13 protein-coding genes and 2 pseudogenes are annotated in these 19,106 nt (G+C 58.9%); 4 read left to right on the forward strand and 11 right to left on the reverse strand.

Features of this window, described 5'->3' with window-relative positions:
* Positions 1–2: 2 nt before the first annotated feature.
* Positions 3–1,007 carry a succinylglutamate desuccinylase/aspartoacylase family protein gene (locus A3A9_RS0137830; RefSeq protein WP_027033314.1) on the reverse strand — a complete coding sequence of 335 codons (1,005 nt, stop codon included), beginning with the start codon at positions 1,005–1,007 and terminating at the stop codon, positions 3–5.
* A 799-nt stretch (positions 1,008–1,806) separates the two neighbouring features.
* Between A3A9_RS0137830 and A3A9_RS0137840 the strand changes: the two genes are divergently transcribed.
* Entirely contained in the window at positions 1,807–3,462 is a 1,656-nt protein-coding gene (locus A3A9_RS0137840; RefSeq protein WP_027062888.1) for an MFS transporter, read from the forward strand.
* A 939-nt stretch (positions 3,463–4,401) separates the two neighbouring features.
* On the opposite strand, the gene A3A9_RS0137845 is transcribed toward A3A9_RS0137840, so the two are convergent.
* From A3A9_RS0137845 to A3A9_RS43745, 4 genes are all read right to left on the reverse strand, one after another.
* Positions 4,402–5,823, reverse strand: a complete 1,422-nt coding sequence (locus tag A3A9_RS0137845) for an amidase (RefSeq protein WP_027033310.1) — start codon at positions 5,821–5,823, stop codon at positions 4,402–4,404.
* A gap of 357 nt (positions 5,824–6,180) precedes the next feature.
* Entirely contained in the window at positions 6,181–6,498 is a 318-nt protein-coding gene (locus A3A9_RS0137850; RefSeq protein WP_027033309.1) for a hypothetical protein, read from the reverse strand.
* A gap of 533 nt (positions 6,499–7,031) precedes the next feature.
* On the reverse strand, positions 7,032–8,141 hold the full coding sequence (locus tag A3A9_RS0137855; protein WP_027033308.1) for a porin: 1,110 nt from the start codon (positions 8,139–8,141) through the stop codon (positions 7,032–7,034).
* 382 nt (positions 8,142–8,523) lie between these two features.
* Positions 8,524–9,219, reverse strand: coding sequence for an antitoxin Xre/MbcA/ParS toxin-binding domain-containing protein (locus tag A3A9_RS43745; protein ID WP_080680404.1), 696 nt, complete (start codon positions 9,217–9,219; stop codon positions 8,524–8,526).
* A gap of 88 nt (positions 9,220–9,307) precedes the next feature.
* Between A3A9_RS43745 and A3A9_RS46225 the strand changes: the two are divergent.
* Positions 9,308–9,433 (forward strand): annotated as a pseudogene (locus A3A9_RS46225) (IS5/IS1182 family transposase); the annotation flags it as partial.
* A gap of 58 nt (positions 9,434–9,491) precedes the next feature.
* Here the strand turns inward: A3A9_RS46225 and A3A9_RS0137860 are convergent.
* From A3A9_RS0137860 to A3A9_RS0137885, 6 genes are all read right to left on the reverse strand, one after another.
* On the reverse strand, positions 9,492–10,895 hold the full coding sequence (locus tag A3A9_RS0137860) for a CapA family protein (RefSeq protein ID WP_027033307.1): 1,404 nt from the start codon (positions 10,893–10,895) through the stop codon (positions 9,492–9,494).
* A 93-nt stretch (positions 10,896–10,988) separates the two neighbouring features.
* Complete coding sequence (locus tag A3A9_RS0137865; RefSeq protein WP_027033306.1) at positions 10,989–12,020, reverse strand: ABC transporter ATP-binding protein; 1,032 nt, start codon at positions 12,018–12,020, stop codon at positions 10,989–10,991.
* Entirely contained in the window at positions 12,017–13,024 is a 1,008-nt protein-coding gene (locus A3A9_RS0137870; protein ID WP_027033305.1) for an ABC transporter ATP-binding protein, read from the reverse strand. The genes A3A9_RS0137865 and A3A9_RS0137870 overlap by 4 nt, the downstream gene beginning before the upstream one ends.
* Before the next feature lies 1 nt (position 13,025).
* Entirely contained in the window at positions 13,026–13,901 is an 876-nt protein-coding gene (locus tag A3A9_RS0137875; protein WP_027033304.1) for an ABC transporter permease, read from the reverse strand.
* A gap of 1 nt (position 13,902) precedes the next feature.
* Positions 13,903–14,844, reverse strand: a complete 942-nt coding sequence (locus tag A3A9_RS0137880; protein WP_027033303.1) for an ABC transporter permease — start codon at positions 14,842–14,844, stop codon at positions 13,903–13,905.
* Positions 14,845–14,850: 6 nt separating this feature from the next.
* On the reverse strand, positions 14,851–16,443 hold the full coding sequence (locus tag A3A9_RS0137885) for an ABC transporter substrate-binding protein (RefSeq protein ID WP_027033302.1): 1,593 nt from the start codon (positions 16,441–16,443) through the stop codon (positions 14,851–14,853).
* 562 nt (positions 16,444–17,005) lie between these two features.
* Here A3A9_RS0137885 and A3A9_RS46230 point away from each other — a divergent pair.
* Both A3A9_RS46230 and A3A9_RS41015 read left to right on the forward strand, forming a co-directional pair.
* Positions 17,006–17,156: pseudogene (locus A3A9_RS46230) on the forward strand (transposase); the annotation flags it as partial.
* A gap of 507 nt (positions 17,157–17,663) precedes the next feature.
* Complete coding sequence (locus tag A3A9_RS41015) at positions 17,664–18,899, forward strand: ATP-grasp domain-containing protein (protein WP_033839212.1); 1,236 nt, start codon at positions 17,664–17,666, stop codon at positions 18,897–18,899.
* Positions 18,900–19,106: the final 207 nt, after the last annotated feature.

Genomic DNA, 19,106 nt, shown 5'->3' on the forward strand with positions numbered 1-19,106 from the left:
TGCTAGTGGCACTCGAGGCGCAGGGGGCGCGCAACGGCCGCTACCCATTCGTTGACGCCGACATGCCCCCCCGATCGTATGGCGAAGACGATGGCTGTTCCAGGCGCGCGGATGTCAATGGATTCAACGGACAGAGAATCCATCGGATGCAGGATGCCTATGAGATCTCCCTGCTTCACTTCATCCAACACCGACGCGCGAGGTTCGAAGATGCCCGGTGCGGGCGATTTCAACTCGTCGGACGGATGCGTTTCGAGTGTTTGGCCGGACTTCTGTTGACGGAACGTTGGATACTCGGCCTTACCCTCGACCAGCCCGAGCGCGATGAGCGCGTTGCGCACTCCAGCCTCGTAAATCGCGAGATTGTCCGCGCCGACCGTGCCGCCGCCAAATTCAGCGCAAACAAATACCTTCCCTTGGTTTTGGGCCACGATATCGAACATTCCAACCGTGTCGTTGTATTCCCAGACCAATGTCAAGGGCAATTTGAACGCTTCCGCCATTCTCACCGTCCTGGCCATGAGATCGAGATCGGCAATCGGGTGCGTCGTGGCGGCCGGTGGAAAATCCCACGTTGGTCCGAAGCTGTGCAGATCAAATACCGTGTCGGCCATTGGCAACAAAATGCGCGAAACCGCATCCGCGATTCGTTCGGTCACTGACCCGCCGGCGCGGCCCGGAAACACGCGATTGAGATTCAACCCGTCGAGCGGAGTATTGCGGCTCCATGCCTGCACGGCTAATGGATTGAGCATCGGTAGGACGATGACCCTTCCACAGGTTTGCGCTTCTGGCAGCCACTCGATAAGCCGTCGCGCGACAAGCGGCCCCTCCAGTTCATTGCCATGATTTCCGCCGGTGACAAGAAGGCGCGGCCCCTCTCCTCTATTGAGACTGAAGACAGGGAGCGAAAGCTCCCCGCGGTCGGCACCTCCCGGGACAACAAGATGCCCCCTGCTCACGCCGGGCATATCGCTATCAAAGGTAAGATGCGGTGCTTCGCTCATTGTTCAACCTATTGCTAGTATTCAGGCGACCTGGCGCCGGGTTTACGATCGCTGATGCGCGTTTTGCTGCTCTGGAAGTATGCGCCACGCGGTGTTCAATTAGCCAATATAATGTCCCAGATGGTGCCATCGCGTTTTTAGATGGCCGCCGCCTGGCTTGGTGGCTGCACGATGTTCAGACGGGAACCGTGATGAATAGCTGGCTCCCCCGCCTACACCCAATGGCCGCCAGCCTGCTTGCCCGCCACACGGGCCAGCCCCTCAGGGATCTTGTCAAGCTTGGGCAGATACTGGAGCGTTTCATCACCGATCGAGGGCTAAGAAGCATATCGCCTGCTACCGCGGTTTATCCTGGCGGACATTATGAGCGGTGCCCGTTGCTCCAAGACGCCGAGCTTGTGCGAGATGAAGATGAAGGCGATGCCGATCCCCTCTTGCAGATTGATAGGCAGGTTCAGGGTCTGGGCCTATACGAAGACGTCCAGGGCCGGGCGATGAGCTGCGAGGCTTGAGGGGCCGCTTCGGCGCAATGTGCCGAGCCGCTGGCGCGGGTCAACCGACAGTGCGGACGGACTTTGCGGGCGACGAGGGCGCTGATCATGCCGCCCAGTAGGGCCGGCAAGCGGAGCTTAGGGCCATCTCGCCGCTAGATGACCCAGCTATGGATACTGCATTTGACGCAAGCCAGCAGTTGATCAATCTTGGACTGGAATGAAATTGCAAAATGGCGGCAGTTTGCGCCTGCACATCTTCCGCGCAGGCGAGTCTATACGTAAGACGAGAGGCGGCGCTCCGAAATATGCGCAGGATGGCGGGAGCAGACGAGGGCGCAGGTTCGCCGGCGACATTTGCGCCGCTTAGAAACCCGACCTTTCGTTCGATCTGGCTCGCCACCCAGGTGTCTTCTCTCGGCTGGTTGATGCAGACTGTCGCCATCAGCTGGTTGATGGCGACGATCTCGACTTCCGATCTGATGGTGGCGCTGGTGCAGGCTTCATCGAACTTGCCCGCTTTCATCTTGTCCGTGTTCGCTGGCGCTCTCGCCGACAATTACAGCCGTCGCGGGGTCATGTTCGCCGGCCGCTGCCTTATGGTGATAGCCTCTGTGGCGCTGGCCGCTTTTGTGGCGCTGGGCTTTGTCAGTCCGTGGATGATCCTCGGCTTCAGCTTTTTGATCGCATGCGGCGGCGCTCTCCACGATCCCGCCTGGCAAGCTTCGGTTGGCGATATCGTAGACCGCCGCGATGTTCCGGCTGCCGTGACCCTGCTCTCCGTCGGCTTCAACACTGTGCGGACCGTGGGCCCGGCGCTCGGCGGCATCGTGGTTGCCTCCTTCGGGCTTCTGGCGGCCTTCACAGTGACCACCCTCACCTATTTAGTCCCGCTAGGCACCGTATGGCGCTGCAAGTGGAAGGTTCGCTCTTCACCTCTCCCGCGTGAGTCGATGAAAACGGCGATTTATGACGGGCTGCGCTTCACGGCGATGTCATCTGAGATCAAGGCGGCGATCGCGCGCGGAACCATCTTTGGCCTGGCGAGCATCGCCATACTCGCACTGCTGCCGCTGGCTGTCCGCGATCATTTGGGGGGAGGACCGCTCGCCTATGGCACGCTGATGGCCGGTTTCGGGACAGGCGCCGTCTTCGCCGGCCTCGCCAACGGCACATTCAGACGGAGCTTATCGCAGGAACGGTTGATGAGGCTCGCGTGCGTCGCCTGCGCGGCATGCTCCCTTTCCCTGGCACTGACCTCTTCCATTGCGGTGGCGGCACTTGCACTCGCCTTGGGCGGCGCGGGCTGGGTCACCGCCTGGTCCGGCGTTGGCGTGAGCGTGCAGCTGGCGAGCCCGCGCTGGGTCGTGGGACGCACCATCTCGATCTACTATGCATTGATAGATGGCGGCATCGCTGCCGGAAGCTGGGTATGGGGCACGGTTTCCCAGAACCATTCCCTGACCTGGGCGCTGGAGGGCTCCGCTGGTGCTTTGTTGCTCGTCGCCGCAGCCGGCGTGCTGTTTCCTCTTCGCGAGCGCCGGGAGTCCGAGCCCGATCCTTTGGAGGAATTCGACGCCCCAGCTGTCGCTCTCAATTTGAAGCCGAGAAGCGGCCCGATCGTGGTCAAGGTCGAATATCTGATCCATGAAGAGAACGTCGAGGCTTTCCTGGACCTCATGCGCGAGCGCCGGCATGTGCAGACCCGCGTCGGTGCTCGGCAATGGACCCTGCAGCGCAATCTTCAGAAGCCTGTGCAGTGGATAGAAACATTCCGCACGCCGACCTGGACAGACTATCTTCGCCTGAACCATCGCCTCACGGAAGCAGACAAGGAACTGGACGAACGGGTCCTCCAAATACACAAAGGAGAGCTTCCACCTCAAATGACCCTTTTGATCGAGCGGCCAACAAGCCTTGCTCGGAAACCCGAGCAGTCGGCCCCTTATTTTCCCCACCGTTGACTTTACGGGTGTACTCCCCGTACTAGCGCTTGCACCAGATGGCGACCGATCGCGCTATGCTTTGCAGAAAGTGGTGATGGCGCGCCCAAAGAGCCGAGCAAGGCAACAGCTTCCCCGGACGCTGCAGGATTCGGGCGTCTTGAGATCAGCGACGGCGACGAGGATTGCCGCTCAGGGTTCCGATCTGCGAGAGCGTGTTCGATGTTATGGGCTGACGGGATGGAGAGGAGCGAGTCTTGTCAGTCTTGTTACCAGAACGAGCTGGCCGCTTCATGAGCTTTTTGCAAGCAGCGTGAGAATTCTGAGCGGCTGTCATGGCCGTTGCGGCATCTAATCCATCTCGCTTCTAGATGATAGCGAAGACCGACTGAATTTGACTTTGAGCCGCCCGTGGCCTCGGAGGAGGTGCGGCGTCTTTTAATTTCTCGCCGCTGCACAATCGATTGGCTGACTCAATGGCAAGGCGCCCCCGATCCTCAGCGTTTGAGCGGTCTCGCAAGGAGCGCCACCCCCTCGTCGGCGTCGACATATGCTCCGGATCTTATACCGCAACCGATAGCGTGGCGCGCGCGCGAATATCAATGGAACCAGCCGACAGCGTATCCATCGGATGAAGGATGCCTATGGGATCTCCCTGCTTCATTTTATCCAGCACCGAGCAGCGAGGTTCGAAGATTCCATCCGCGGGCGGTTTCAGCTCGTCAGACGAGAAGCGCCTCAAGTGTCTGGCTAGACTTCTATTCATTGCCATGACATCCGCCTGTGATAGGAAGGCGCGGGTCCCTCCCCTTTATTGCGACTGAAGACCGGAAGCGAAGCTTCCGCAATCCGCGCCTTTGGGGACAACAAGGTGCCCGTGCTCAGCCTGCAGCGTCGAGATCGAAGGTAAAGTGTGGAGTGTCGCTCCCCGCCCCCCGAAGGACGACGACAGTGGGCAAGTTACATATTTTTGGTTGAGAGCCGCGGACGCTTGTCCTTCCAAGGCTGCAGCTGTTCGAACGCCGCCGAGGCCTGCAACACGCCCAGATCGTCGAAACGTTTGCCGACGATCTGCAGTCCCACCGGTAGGCCTGCCGGAGTAAAGCCGCACGGGACGCTTGCAGCCGGGTTCCATGACATGTTGAACGGGTAGGAGAACTCCGCCCACATGATCCAGTCCCAAGCATGCGTCGGCCAATGATCGGGCATCAGCTTGTCGGCTTGGAAAGCGGCGACTGAAGCGGACGGTGTCAATAGCAAGTCCCAATCTTGGAACCAGCGATGGATGTTCGCGACGTAGGTCATCTTCCGATAGCGCATCTCCTGGTAGCGCGCGACGGAGACGTTCTCAGAGTGCTTAATGCAAGCGACGAGCCCAGGATCCATCTCCGCTTCCCATTTCGGGAGGTATTGTGCTAGGCCGGTCAGGTGCGCAGACCAGAAGAACCGGATCAGTTCCGGTCCGTCCTTCGCCCACGGGGTGGGTACTTCCTCGACAACTGCACCAAGTTCGGTAAAGCGTGCCGCGGCGGCCTTCACCAGTTCCGCGACTTCCGGATCGACACGGGCAAAACCCAGATCGGGGCTGTAGGCGATCCGCCTGCCCTTTATGCCTTCGTGCATGCGGCCCAGATAGCTGGCAGGCCCCGCCTCCAGCGTCGTATGATCGAGAGAATGCGGACCGGCCATGACTTCAGTCATCAGCGCGGCGTCGGCCACAGTTCGTGTCATAGGCCCGTTGTGGGTCGTCATGTCACTGCCGGGGACCGGATAGTTCGGAATACGCCCGAAACTTGGTTTCAATCCGTAGATGCCGCAGAAATGCGCGGGCATGCGGATCGATCCTGCGCCGTCGCTGCCTTGGTGCAGCGGACCGTAGCCTGCCGCAGCCGCAGCGCCTGCGCCAGCCGATGAAGCGCCGGCGTTGTAGCCGAGCTTCCACGGATTGCTCGTAATGCCGGTGAGTGGGCTGCGCGAGACGCCGGTCCAGCCCATCTCAGGCACGGTGGTCTTGCCGATGATGATCGCGCCCTCTGCGCGCAGGCGCTGGACGAGCGGCGCATCCTCGGTCGGCTGATGCCCGGCGTAGATCTTGCTGCCGTGCTGTGTCGGCATGTCCTTGGTGATCGAGTGATCTTTGATCGTGACAGGCACGCCGTGCAACCGTCCGATCCGCCCACCGCTCATCAGCGCGCCTTCCGCCTTTTTCGCCTCATCCATAGCGTGATCTGCCGCTAAGTAAGCGAAGGCGTTTATCTTGGGCTCCAGCTCAGTAATGCGAGCCAGTAGCGTGCGCATATACTCCACAGGCGAAATCTTTTTGCTTCTGACAAGTTCAGCCAGCTCTACGGCTGGTGTAAAGCCCATTGTCTCAGAGTTCATTAATCTCATCTCTCTGAATATTTATTGTTGAATCGGTACCTTCAACAAACCTCAAATATATCGTGGTGAAGGTTGCTCGGCTTTGCTTCCTTCTTACAGTTCGAAGAAAATCTCGATACCCGGCATCTGCTATTTCAAAACTATGGACCTTATGGGCATTCGACATGGCCATTTAGGTGTGTTCATTAATCAAGCTTAATCGCCACGCGGCTTGCGTCAAACGCAATTTGTATATTGTTGTCATCTAGAAGCCAGATGGGGCGCTGTCGACATTGCGACTGTCGAAGCCACATAAGCGAGAGCCCGCCACACGGACGAGGTTGAACAGAACCCGCCCGACATCGTCAAGCAGGTGCTTCAGGTGTGCGCCCGGTTAACGCGAGCCGCGAGGTTGTCATCCATCGAACGCGACGGCGGGACCACCGCCGCCGCCTCATAGGCGACGGCGATCCGCTTGACCGTGTGCCCGGCCCGGCCGGCTTCGTCGCGCCAGCGCTGCAGCAGCTTCAACAGTGCTGGCGCGTCGGCATCGAGCTTCTTGAGCGGCTGGCGCTTGAGACCCCGAACAAGCGCGGCGACCCGCCACTTCGCCTTGCTCATTTCGATGACGGCGATGATCGTGTTATCCTGTTTGAGAGCGGCAAGGGACCGGCTCGCGTCAAAAGATTGCGACATGGAGACGCTCCTTCTGCTGGATGTTCTTGGAGCGCCGAAGGATGCCACACCCTCGCCGCTCGCCCCATATCGTCTTCAGCCTCTTGCTCAACTGGCTGAGGCTTTTGTTTGCCTTCTTCCTGGCGTTGCTTGCAACCGCTCCGGCGTCACCGGTCCAGCCACGATCAACCTGACCCTCCGCAACTCAACCGCAATAGCCTCTGAAACGGGGCTCGCCTCATGCTCGACGCTCTAAAGCGCGTCTCGTCGAAACGCACTCATGCGACGCGCTTCAAGCCTTTGTTTCCATGCATGTCGTTTTCTCAAAACCGAAGCCACTTTTGAGCGACGTGCATTAGATTGAAGGGCGCCTTGGTCAAGGGCGCCCTTCGCATCGGCGGCAGGCTTCGATCCCGGAGGTGCGGACCTAAGCACTTTGGAAGGAGCCGCCGAAAGCCTTTTTGGGTATCCCGCTAAGCCAACCCCGGCTGGACGAGCGAGTCTAGCGCTCGCAATCTTATGCGACGAGCGCTATGATCCAATCCTTCGATCCGTCAGAACGACCGTTGGAAGCGGAGGATGCCGCCGACGGCGTTGCTCTTGCCGGCGGGGATGCCGGTCCAGTTGTAACCATTGCTGTCGTGGTCGTTATGAGCCCAGTCAACTTCGGCCGTGATCGTGAGACCCGGGACGATCTTGTAGGCGACGTTCGCCGCAAGGCCAAATTCTTTGGCCTCATCATATGACACCTGGAGGTTGAACGCAGTCTTCTCGTTGACGGTGTAGGTGCCGCCGCCCCAGATTGCCCAGTTGCCGCCCCACTGCTTGTAGAAGCCGCGGTCGCCGGCAGGGATCGCATAGGTAGGGTCGTTGAGATTGTCGTCCGTACCGTAGCCCGCCATAATGAATAGCGATAGCGCCTCGGTCGCTGTCACGTCCAAGCGAACCTTGCCGGCCACCTCTTCGTAGTTGCTGTCATAAGCAACGACGCCAGTGATGGCGCCCCAGCCCTGCGTATACTTCACGCCGCCAACGACATGCGGAACGTAGCTGTCGATCGTACCGACCACGCCAGAGCCTTCTTCGAGGGAGACCACGGCCGAGAAGCCGTTGCCGGCGTCGAAATAGTACTGGACGACGTTGGTGTCGAAATCCCCATAAGGAACCAGCGAATCGTTGATGACGTCTCCGGCGTAGCCGATGAACGTATCGAAGGCCGATTCGTCTTTACCGACACGCAGCCCGCCGAGTTGAATCCAGGCAAAGTTCAGGGAACTGCTGTTACTGCCGTCAGAGTAGTTGAATTTGGTTTCAGTGTAGGTCTTCAAGGTCCCGAGCTCTGTTTCCTGACCAGTCCAGGTCCTCAGCGAGAGGCGGGCCTTCTTGTGCCAGGTATCGTTGATGCTGCCGTCCTCATGGTCGACAGCACGACGTTCGTTGAACGAACCTTCCTGGCCAGCTGACGCGTCCCAGCGGACATAGCCACCGATGCGCAGGCAGGTTTCGGTGCCGGGGATGTAGAAGTAGCCAGCGCCGTAGACGTCGCAGATCTTGACGTATTCAGCGGGTTCCGGCTCGGCGACGGTGATGGCATCGGCCGCGCGTGCGCCGGTGACTGCGGCCAAGCCGGCAGCGGAGCCGAGAAGAAGGCTCTTGATATTCATTTTGATCTCCACTCAAAAGATTAAAAAAAGGGCCAGGGCATCTTCATTGCCGAAAGACAGCATCCCTCCCCATCCCCACGATCGAAAAAGTGCGCATCGCGCTGCTTCCTCGGAGTTTGACGCTATTCGTGATTGTGAATAATGCAAGGTATATGCTGAGCAGCGCAGATCTATGTATAACAACCGTTGCGATTATGTCACGTACAATCAGATATATACTGTACAATTCGTGCAAACTATACAAACAACACAGGCTGTACAGGTTGCACGAGATTGCAAAATAGATTGCTCAGGTGCGTAGTGGCGTGCGCGACCCGCAATTGGGCTTTCACAGGCTCGCAACGCGGTGCACTGATTTGCAGCTGGTTTCGTCAGCTGGACTTCATGTTGAGGAAAAGTCTCGTGCAGCACAGATGACTTCTGCAGCCAGATCTTGCCGGAGCATCTCTATGGGAATTCGGCCATCAAGCCGAGGTGAAGGGGAGGTCAGCCAAAGCCACGCCGGTCTGGGATTGGCGATCAAGGAGAGCACTTGTCGTATCCCTGGCGCTGGCCTGCCATCGATGAACTGAGCTAAGGGAAACACATGCTTGCGCGCGCCCTTCCGCAATGCGACCACGTCGTTGTGCCGTTGCCACCAATGCAATGTCGACCGCGGTATGCCGAAGTGTTCTTCCAGAAAGGTGGGCCCTGCAACCGCGCCTGCCCAGTCTTCAATGCGCAAGCTATTGCTTTGCTGATCAGGCCCTTTTAAAACTGCGGACCCATGCGCGCCTTTGGTTTGCGCTGTGAGCGGTGGCGTCTCGCGAGCGCTGGCATCGAAACGTCGCGCTGCTTCGGCTGCGAGCCCGTGAACAAACTTGGAGGCCAAGGCTGTCAAATCGTCATGAATCGCTTGTTCGCAATCCGAAAGCAAATCGGGAGCAGCGATATTGCCATTCCCCACGTGCGATGAGATTGAACTCCTTCCCTTCATAACCTCTTGGTGCTGAGCCAGAACGCGCTGGACCTCTTTTGCAACCAAGCTTGAAAGCTCGTCCTGGCGAGGTTCATTTGCAAAATCAGATGATTTTATCATGTGTGGCTCCCCCTGCCGCGTAAGAGTCCGGTTGATTGCCTGCGCGATCGAATTGCGATTTTGGGCTTATGGACAAGAGACGCGAGGCCGAGCCTTCGGCTGGCTCACACACAGGCGCCGCCTCGTGCGCGACCACGAACGACGCATCGACGTCTCCGAAGCCATGATCCACGCAGCCGTGGGCAGTCTTTTGATGCGCAGAATCAGCCATTGACCGACTCTGAGCGTTCGGAATAGAGGACAGAACTAGATGCCGCAGCCCAGCCGAGTAATCACGGCGAAGTCGGACTCAATCTGATCACTCCAACGTTGTTCTCGATGACGATCTCGGTCCCAAATGGCTTCGAGAGGTTCTTTAGGCGCTCCAGAATAGCTTTTGCTTGGGTTGTGGGGGCGAGCTGGGGGACGCCCCGGTTGGCAAACCTATTCGAAAAACCGAGCTCGATGGGATAAAGACGTAATTCAGCAAGGTGGTTCTGTTCGAAGCGGCTGACGGTGACAACACTCTCATAATACACTGGGGCCGAGAGCGCCGCATAGAACAGCCCTTCCCCAATCGGGTACCCTTTCGCCTCCTCGTCAACTGTCACCTCGGCATCTGTATCGACTCGTGGGTCTTTTCCGTAAGCTTCGAACATGTCCGCCCCGGCGGGCGTCCGGAGGTCGTCGTAAAAGAAATTCCCCAAGCTATAAAATATCGGGCGGCCCTTGTAGATCTCGATGCCTCGCAACAGATGCGGCCCGTGTCCGACGTATGCGTCCGCTCCGGCATCAATTATTTGGTGCGCAAACGATTGTTCGTAATCAGCCGGTTCCTGGCTCCACCCCCCAGGCTCGTGAGCGTGGTTCGTGACAATGCAGAAGTCGGAAAACTGCTTGCCCCGGCGAACGTTTCGTAGAATGTCGGCGACATCGCGCTGGTCTGCTTCGTAGCTGTAGCCGGCCTTGTTGCCTGTCTTATATGTTGCCCCACCGACCATGACCCGGCTTGGATCCGTTTCGCCCGCCTTGTAGCCTGGCAACGCATCACGTACCCGCCTCAAACTCTCAAGCATCTCCGGCGGCACGACGATGCTTTGGGCCAAACGAAGGGCATTAAGCCCTGGTCTGCCGGGAGCCTCGCCAGCGGGATCGCACGCTCGAGCCATAGGCGCGAACGTTGTAGCCAATGACACCAATGCCGCGCGACCGCGTGCGGTTTCCAAAAAGCGAGCGGCGCCAGCTTGTGCGAGATTCTCGCCCGCACCTGCATGGACGATACCGCTCTCATCCAGCACCCGGCTCGTCTCGCGCATGCCTTCAAGACCCCAGTCAAGTGTGTGGTTGTTCGCGCGACCGACGATGTTGAACCCCATCGCCTTCAAATCAGGTCCCAGTTCCGGTACGCTGATGTGATACGCACCGCCGTGCTCAGCCTCCGGACTTCCCTTGAACGATCGGATATCGAAGATCAGGGTTTCCATGTTGCCGAATGTAACATCGGCATTACAAAGAATCTTGACAATGTCGCCAAAGCCGGGATGGTGGCCATTAGTCAGCGCTCGCGAGACGATGAGGTCTCCAACTGCCACCATCGTGAAGCCGTCCGCAACGTTTGTTTCGGTTGAGCCGATCGCATCATAGCCGTCAGCCCGTCGCACCGGATAACGACCATTCTCGTGTAAATGTTTCTCCATAAATTTATCCTCTATCTCTCTACTTTCACTTGGCACGACCTCGGCTTCGTGTCGCGTGCGCTCGGTATGTTTGCTGGGGTGAATACGTATGCGCTATGCCATAGGGGTGAACGACGAATTGGTCGAGGCACGCGCTAGGTGCGGCATGCCTGTAGCCGGAGCGCGCACATGACAGGCCACGATGCGCCCGTCTGCCATCGGTACTAAGGGCGGCACTTCGATGCGGCACCGCTCGACCGCAAGCGGGCAGCGCGGATGGAACGCGCATCCGCTCGGAGGGTTGATCGGACTTGGCACCTCGCCCTCGACGGGCGCCTCCAGCCGAACCCGCGTCGGATCCGGCACCGGCGCTGCCGCGATCAGCGCCTCGGTGTAGGGATGGACCGGTTTCGCGAAGAGCGCCTCGCTCGGGGCGAGTTCCACGATCCGGCCCAGGTACATGACGGCAACGCGATGCGCGATATGCTCCACGACGCCGAGGTCATGCGAGATGAAGACGAAGGCAATGCCCATCTTCTGCTGGAGATCCAGAAGAAGGTTCAAGATCTGTGCCTGCACGGAGACGTCCAGAGCCGAGACCGCCTCGTCGGCGATGATCAGCGAGGGCTCAAGAGCCAGCGCTCGTGCAATGCCGAGCCGCTGGCGCTGACCGCCCGACAATTCGGATGGCAGCCTGTGCATCATCTCAGGCGACATTCCGACTTTTCGCAGAAGGTCCGCGGCAAGCGCCTGACGCTGCTTCCGGCTGAGGCGCTCAAAATTCTCGACCGGTTCGGTGATGATTTGCCCGGCCGTGAGGCGCGGATTCAGCGACGAGTAAGGATCCTGAAAGACCATCTGCATACGACGCCGCCAAGCGCGAAGCGCGTCCTTCTTGAGGCCAGCAATGTCGGTTCCTTCAATCAGCACGCGCCCGCCGGTAGGCTCCACAAGTCGCATCAAGAGCCGCGCCACGGTCGACTTGCCGCAGCCGGATTCCCCGACGATGCAAAGCGTCTCGCCCGCATCAACGGTGAAGGATACATCCTCCACCGCCCGGATCACTGGGATGGTCTTCTTCAGGTATCCCGCCCCAAGCGGATAATGCTTGGTCAGATTCTCGACTTTCAGCAAAGGATCGCTCATGCGCCCATCACCTCTTCGGCGCGCCAGCAAGCCGCGGCGTGGCCCGGCCTGACATCATCAAGAACGGGTGTCCTCTCGCGACAAATATCGATCGCGAACGGGCAGCGAGGCGCAAAACTGCACCCGACAATGGGCTCGCGAAGACTTGGGACAATGCCGGGAATTTCCGGAAGGCGGCGCTGTCGGCCGCGCCGCGGATCAGGTACCGAGCGCATGAGGCCCTGGGTGTAGGGATGCGCGGGACGCGCAAACAAATCGATGACGTTGGCCTGCTCTACGATTCGGCCAGCATACATAACAATCACGCGTTGGCATGTCTCGGCCACAACGCCCAGATCATGTGTGATGAACATCACTGCCGTTCCCATGCGCTCTTTCAGATCGAGGATGAGCCGCAAAATCTGCGCCTGAATAGTGACGTCAAGCGCCGTGGTCGGCTCGTCGGCGATCAACAGTTCCGGCGAGCAGGCAAGGGCCATTGCGATCATGGCGCGCTGACGCATGCCGCCCGACATTTCATGCGGATAGTTGTTGACGCGACGCTCGGGGTCCGCGATGCGAACCAGACGAAGCATCTCTTCGGCCTTTGCCATCGCCACCGAGCGGGGGCCTTTCGTGTGGATCTGGACCACCTCGGCGATCTGGTGGCCGACCGTATAGACCGGGTTCAGGCTCGTCATCGGCTCCTGGAAGATCATGGCGATCTGGTCGCCGCGGATCTTTCGCATCTCCCGATGGGACAACTCGAGAAGATCGCGTCCGTGAAAGCGGATCTCGCCGGCGACAGTCCTGGCTGTCAGCTTCGGCAGCAGGCGAAGGATGGAGAGAGCGGTGACGCTCTTCCCGCATCCGGATTCGCCGACGACGCCGAGCGTTTCGCCTTTTTTCACCTGGAAGCTGATGCCGCCCAGGGCACGTGTGACGCTCTCTTCGCCGTAAAAGTGCGTTTCCAGATTTCGGACATCGAGAAGCACATCGTTCCCTGCGGTTTGATGTATCCGCATGTTAGCGCCTCCGTTTGGCGCGGGGGTCGAACAGGTCGCGCAGGCCGTCGCCGAGCAGGTTGACGGCAAGGACCGTGACGGCAAGGCAGATACCGGGGGCGAAGATTGTCAATGGCGCGATGGCGAGGTACAAGCGCGAATTGGCGATCATGTTGCCCCAACTTGGAATCTCGGGCGGCACGCCCGCGCCGAGGAAGCTCAGTGCCGCCTCCGTCATAATCGCACTGGCGCAGACAGTGGCACCCTGGACCATTAGCGCCGGAATGGTGCTCGGGAGGATATGTCGCCACAGCACCCTCGGCAGGCGCGCGCCGCCGCAGAGCGCGGCCTCCACATAGGGACGCTCGCGAACACCCAGAACCACCGAACGAACCAGCCGCGCGACGGTTGGCGTCTCGGGGATCGCGATGGCGATGATGAGGATGCCGATCCCGGGGCCTGTCAGAGAAATGAGCGCAATCGCTAGCAGAATCGTCGGGATCGACATCAGGCCGTCCATGACCCTCATGACGACGTTGTCGAAGCTACGGCTGTAGCCGGCGATGATTCCGATCAGGAGCCCGGTCATGGCCGCGCACGCCGCCGACATCAATCCGACCATGAGTGAGATTCGGGCGCCGAACACCGTCCGCGCAAACACATCCCGGCCCAGATTGTCGCTCCCAAGCCACATTTCGGCGGAAGGCGGCTGGAGGCGCTTGAACGGATCCATGTTCACCGGATTCCCGGCGTAAAGTGGGGCAGCGAGCGCCAGGATGATCAGAAGCGCCAACAGACCGCCGCCTGCAATGACCAGCGGATGACGCTTTGCCAAACGGGGAAGGTCAGATATTCGCAGGCGGCCCGTAGGGACGTATTCAACTGATAAAATCGTCATATCAGTACCGGATACGGGGATCGATTAAGGTGTAAGCCAGATCGACTGTGAGGTTGATTAGGACATACAGACCCGAAGTCAGGATGAGCACACTCTGAATGATGGGGTAGTCTCGGTTGTTGATCGCATCGACGACCAGACGACCGATACCGGGTATGTTGAACACCGTTTCCGTGAGGACGACTCCGCCGATCAGATAGGCGAAGCTTATGCCGATGACGGTCAGGATCGGGACGCCGGCATTCCTCAAGGCATGGTGGAAGAGGATGGCATAGGACGAAGCGCCCTTGGCGGCGGCCGTTCGCATATAGTCTTCCGACAGAACCTCAAGCATGCTGGCCCGCGTAACCCGGGCGATGAATGCAATGTAGCCAATGCCTAATGCCACGGTGGGCAGGATCAGGTGTACAAACCAAGGCCCGAGGCCACCATCGATCGGCGCATATCCCTGGACCGGTAGCCAGTGTGTCCTGATCGCGAAGAAGTATATGAGAAAATAGCCGATGACAAAGACCGGGACGGAATAACCAAGTGCCGAAAAGGCCGCGAGGAAGCGGTCGACGAGCCCGCCCGTTCGCCACGAGGCAAGGATGCCGAAAGAGACTCCGACCATGACCGAAAGGATCATCGTCAGGATTGACAGCGAAAGGGTCGGTTCAAGCCGCTGCGAGATCAGCTCGAGAACCGGTCGCCCGGCAAAGATCGAGGTCCCGAAATCTCCACCGAGCATGTCGCGCACCCAACGTATGAACTGAACCGGCATAGGATCATTCAGGCCCATTTTTTCGCGGATGCCGGCGATCATCTCCGCCGTGGCCAACCTACCGGCGATCATGGCCGCCGGGTCGCCCGGCGCCAGCCTGAGAAGCAGGAAAACGAATACCCCGACCATCGCCATAACGGCGATGGTCGACACCATTCTGCGAAGGATATAGGCGGCCATCGTGTCTCAGGCCTTCTGCATATTCCATATCGGGATGAGCTCCGGCATGCTGATGAGGTCCGTGAGGGTCTGGCGGCGCGCGATTGGGGTGACATATTGACCCAACAGAACCTCGGGGACATAGTCCCACCATATCCGCTGCATCTTGCGGGCCAGGGCCTTGCGCTCTTCAAGCGTTTCGACATCTGCCCATTTGACCCGGAGAGTTTCATATTCGTCGTTCTGCGGCCAGCCGAACCAACCTTTTTCGCCATTCATGGATAGGGTGACTGCGGTAACGACATTGCCGCGGATCCATTCAGCTTCGGACGACATGAAGAGGCTCCAGCCGCCGTCCTCAACGGGGCCCTTGTTCGCGCGGCGCGCGACAAGCCCGCCCCAGTCGCTCGGCGCAAGTTCGGCATTGATCCCAATCTTCTGCAGCGCCGCCACCAGTATCTGCGAGGCATTGTCGGCTTCGCGCCAGTCAGTCGGATCGAGAATGACGACCTTCTCGCCGGCATATCCGGCCTCCTTGAACAGTTGCCTGGCCTTTTCCGGGTCGCCGCCTGTCTTGTGCCATCCTGTATTTTCGTCGTTGGACGCTGGCGTTTCGTTTCCAAACATCGAAGTGACGGATCGGAAGTATTTTGGGTCACCGAAAGCGGCGCGCATAATTGCCTCCTGATCGACCAGGTGCAGCAGCGCTTGGCGCGCCTTGACGTTGTCGAACGGCTTTTGCAGACAGTTTATACGCAGGAACATATCTTGGCCCGTCTTGTCCAGAACCTGCAGTTCAAGGTTGGGATCGCTCTCAATCACCGGGAAAAGATCGACTGGCGGCGTCCCAACGAAATCAATCTCACCTGCTTGCAAGGCCGCCAACGCAGTCTGCTGATTGCCAATATTCTCCCAGATGACGCGATCGACCTTCGCGACCTTCCCGCCGGCCAATCCGTCGGCAGGTTCGTTACGTGGCACGTATTTGTCACTGCGATCGTAGGTAAAGCTGGCGCCCGGCTTCGCAAGAGCCTGATTGAACTTAAAGGGCCCCGATCCGATGTTCGCAGTCACCTGCTCCGTGGGGGAAAGGTTCGCGTCTTTCTCGCGCATGATGAATGGGCCTTGGAAACCCAGGAGGTCGAGTAGAATCCCCAGCGGTTCCTGAAGCGCGATCGTGAAGGTCTTGTCGTCCTTTTTCGAGATATCCCTGGCCCGCGCCATGAGCAATTGCCCGCCGGGAGCCACCTGGCCCCACCGACGGATTGAGGCCACACAGTCCGCCGCGGTGACGGGGGAGCCGTCGTGCCAGCCCAAGCCATCTCTGAGCTCGAACGTGTAGGTCTTCTTGTCGTCGGAAACGTTCCACTTGCTCACCATCTGCGGCTGCGGCATAAACTTGGAATCAGCGCCGAACAACGTGTCGTAAATCGCTAAGCAATGGTTGAAGGTGACGCTAGCCGTCGTAACGACCGGATCGAACACACTGAGGTCACCCATGACCATCCGGACCGTCCGCGCTGCGGTTGGCGCGGTCTGCGCCCGCAGGACCGATGGGATCGACATAGCCGTACCGGCGGCCAAACCCGCCTTTATGATTTCGCGTCGAGTGATTATCATGTTTCATTCCCCTCTTAAGTTATTGGCGCAACGATCCGCGCCTATCTGCTGGATGGAGCGGTTTTCCGCAGTTCGACGTTGTCGATCGGATCCTCGTCGGGCGCCTGCCGTAACTTTGATCCCGGCCTCGGCGCAGAACGACGTCACATTAGGTTCAATGGTCACCTTTCAGCCGTCACCACAGTCGATCAACGTTCGCATCTTGTCCGAGGATCACGCCGAAGCCCGTCGGGCTACGGATGACCGCACGCCGACGGCAACTAGCCAACATTGATGCGCCTGTTCACCAAATAAGCTCATCGTCTCCTCCGATTTGCGGTTGTTTTCTATTTGGTTTGTCGGTGGATTTTCAGTTGCCGATAGGCTTGGGTCAAATTCAGTGTGTGTATCGAGGTCATCTGGTTTTTAGATAGCCGCAGGCCCGCCATGAGGCCGGAATTTCGCTCGGGGTATCGCCCGGTCTGTATTACATCCGTTCGCGCGGCCACAGCCGCTTTACGGAGAGGATGCGGGCGCCCGGCCTGCGCGCTGCGATGCGGAAACGCTCCAGCTTGGCGTCGCCCAATTCGACACGCTGCGTTTGCGCATCATCAAGATCCGCTGCGCGGGTGATCGAGATGAAGACGCAAATCCGCCTGCACCTGCCGACATCCTGCCCCGACCAACGCATCCTGCGCATCGTCCTCGATCGCATTCCGCGGCTCGCGACATAACGATGGGGCGCAGACGCCCGAAACGAATCCGCCGACCGCAACCTGCAAACCACTTGCCATCACGACGGATCATCGCCGGCGCCTGACGAGGATCGCGGAAAAGCGCCCAACAGCGACCACATCGCCGCTTCAGGCCGCCAAAACCTCATCGCCGTGCATCAAGGCGGCTAGCTTAACGAAGGGTTTTAAGTTTGACATGACCGAGCTTGCCGATCTCACGTCCCCAATGTGAGTCCCGGGCAGGCTCCATTGCCAAAGGGATGGCGGCTGCGCGCCGGAGCAGGCCAGGCCTTGCTCCCTCCGAAATTCATCAAGACGCTTCGTACCACATCCCCAAACTACATGTGGCAAAAGGTCCTTTAAACTATTTTACAGAATCTTCACGACCGCAGATCGCTGACAATGGTACCTTCACCGCAACGTCTGAAGTCACGCACAGCTAACAAAAGCTGATGCCAATTTATGCACGGACTGCCGCACAGAACCCAAGGTCGGAGTCAACAGCCAATGGCAAGAAGCGCGCTCATCTTGGTTGAAGGCCACAGGAGTATCAGTCTGCTATACGTGAAAGCGGCTCAGTGTCTTGGCCTTCATCCAATTACCCTGTCGGCTGATCCAGCTCAGTACGACTATCTTGCGGCGGAAGGAATTGAGGCGATCCGTGTCGATACAGACAATCTCGATGCGCTGATCCACGAATGTTCTCGGCTGCGTGCGACGTATGAGATTGCTGGCATTACTGGCTTTGCCGGCGACGACGAGTCGGTCTCTGCGACAGTCGGCAAGCTCTGCCGGCATTTCGATCTACCGGGACCGAACCCCGCATCGATTGAACGATGCTGCGACAAATTCACTCAACGTCAGCTCCTTTCGGAGGCCGGCGTTCCGATACCTGCTTATCGCCTGGCAGCGAATGCGACGGAGGTGGAAAGCTGTGCCGCCGAGATCGGCCTGCCGGTAGTTCTTAAGCCAGCCGTAGGTAGCGGCAGCATCGGTGTCCGATTGTGCCGCAGCGTCGAAGAGGTAGCCGAACATACGACCTATCTGTTGGACGGGAAGCACACATGGCAGTCTTCGCCGAAGATACTGGTCGAAGAGTTCGCACAAGGTCCTTATTATTGCACTCTTGTAATGGGAAATGAGGTCCTTGGGATTGGCGCCGCTGATTTCGGCCCCCTGCCGCATTTCGTCTTCCTGCGGAGCATCTTCCCGGCCCCTGTGACTGATGACGAGCATAGGCGTATCGCCGATGTTTCGCTGAGCTGTTTGCGAGCTCTCGGCCTTGGCTGGGGGCCAACGAACATTGAACTCCGTTGGACGAGGCGTGGCCCAGTCGTCATTGAAGTCAACCCGCGTCTTGTGGGTGGGACCGGACCTCGGCTGGCTCAAGCGGCTCACGGTATCGATCTCGTCACCGAGCACATCAAGCTTGTGATCGGCGACGAATGGGATTTGCGCAGAAGGCATTCGCACATTGCGGCCGCGCGGTTCCTACTTGTTGATCGCGATGGGATCCTCGACTGGATCGATGGCGACAGTCGGGCGGCTGCTTTACCAGGTGTCGCCGAGGTCAAATTCTATGTTGAACCCAAGACGCCGATCATCAGGAAAGGCGACTACCGAGACTGTATCGGACATGTCGTCGCCGTTTCACCCAGTCTTGCTCAGACCGAGATCGCACTTCAGCGTGCCGTCGACTCGATCAGTTGGTCGATCACACCATTTCCGACCCTTGGCGAATAGGAACAATATGTGGCCCTTACCTCTGCGCAGCGGCGCTAGGTAAGAGGTTATAGTCGTCGCGGTACGACCGACTGGTGGAGCTTCGATCAGTTCGCAGCCAAACCCCGTTCGGGGCACCTTCCCGACGAGCAAAAGTGATGAACCACCAAAGCAACTGCTGATGTTACTATGATTGCACAGAATAGGATGCAATTCAATTTATACTTG

This window comes from Mesorhizobium loti CJ3sym, assembly GCF_000472785.1.
In the GTDB taxonomy this organism is placed as follows: Bacteria; Pseudomonadota; Alphaproteobacteria; order Rhizobiales; family Rhizobiaceae; genus Mesorhizobium; species Mesorhizobium loti_E.

What these genes read in the sequence shown, in the direction of transcription:
- A3A9_RS0137830 (WP_027033314.1), bottom strand. Translation starts at nt 1,007, where the DNA reads ATGAGCGAAGCACCGCATCTTACCTTTGATAGCGATATGCCCGGCGTG.
- A3A9_RS0137840 (WP_027062888.1), top strand. Translation starts at nt 1,807, where the DNA reads ATGCGCAGGATGGCGGGAGCAGACGAGGGCGCAGGTTCGCCGGCGACA.
- A3A9_RS0137845 (WP_027033310.1), bottom strand. Translation starts at nt 5,823, where the DNA reads ATGAACTCTGAGACAATGGGCTTTACACCAGCCGTAGAGCTGGCTGAA.
- A3A9_RS0137850 (WP_027033309.1), bottom strand. Translation starts at nt 6,498, where the DNA reads ATGTCGCAATCTTTTGACGCGAGCCGGTCCCTTGCCGCTCTCAAACAG.
- A3A9_RS0137855 (WP_027033308.1), bottom strand. Translation starts at nt 8,141, where the DNA reads ATGAATATCAAGAGCCTTCTTCTCGGCTCCGCTGCCGGCTTGGCCGCA.
- A3A9_RS43745 (WP_080680404.1), bottom strand. Translation starts at nt 9,219, where the DNA reads ATGATAAAATCATCTGATTTTGCAAATGAACCTCGCCAGGACGAGCTT.
- A3A9_RS0137860 (WP_027033307.1), bottom strand. Translation starts at nt 10,895, where the DNA reads ATGGAGAAACATTTACACGAGAATGGTCGTTATCCGGTGCGACGGGCT.
- A3A9_RS0137865 (WP_027033306.1), bottom strand. Translation starts at nt 12,020, where the DNA reads ATGAGCGATCCTTTGCTGAAAGTCGAGAATCTGACCAAGCATTATCCG.
- A3A9_RS0137870 (WP_027033305.1), bottom strand. Translation starts at nt 13,024, where the DNA reads ATGCGGATACATCAAACCGCAGGGAACGATGTGCTTCTCGATGTCCGA.
- A3A9_RS0137875 (WP_027033304.1), bottom strand. Translation starts at nt 13,901, where the DNA reads ATGACGATTTTATCAGTTGAATACGTCCCTACGGGCCGCCTGCGAATA.
- A3A9_RS0137880 (WP_027033303.1), bottom strand. Translation starts at nt 14,844, where the DNA reads ATGGCCGCCTATATCCTTCGCAGAATGGTGTCGACCATCGCCGTTATG.
- A3A9_RS0137885 (WP_027033302.1), bottom strand. Translation starts at nt 16,443, where the DNA reads ATGATAATCACTCGACGCGAAATCATAAAGGCGGGTTTGGCCGCCGGT.
- A3A9_RS41015 (WP_033839212.1), top strand. Translation starts at nt 17,664, where the DNA reads ATGGCAAGAAGCGCGCTCATCTTGGTTGAAGGCCACAGGAGTATCAGT.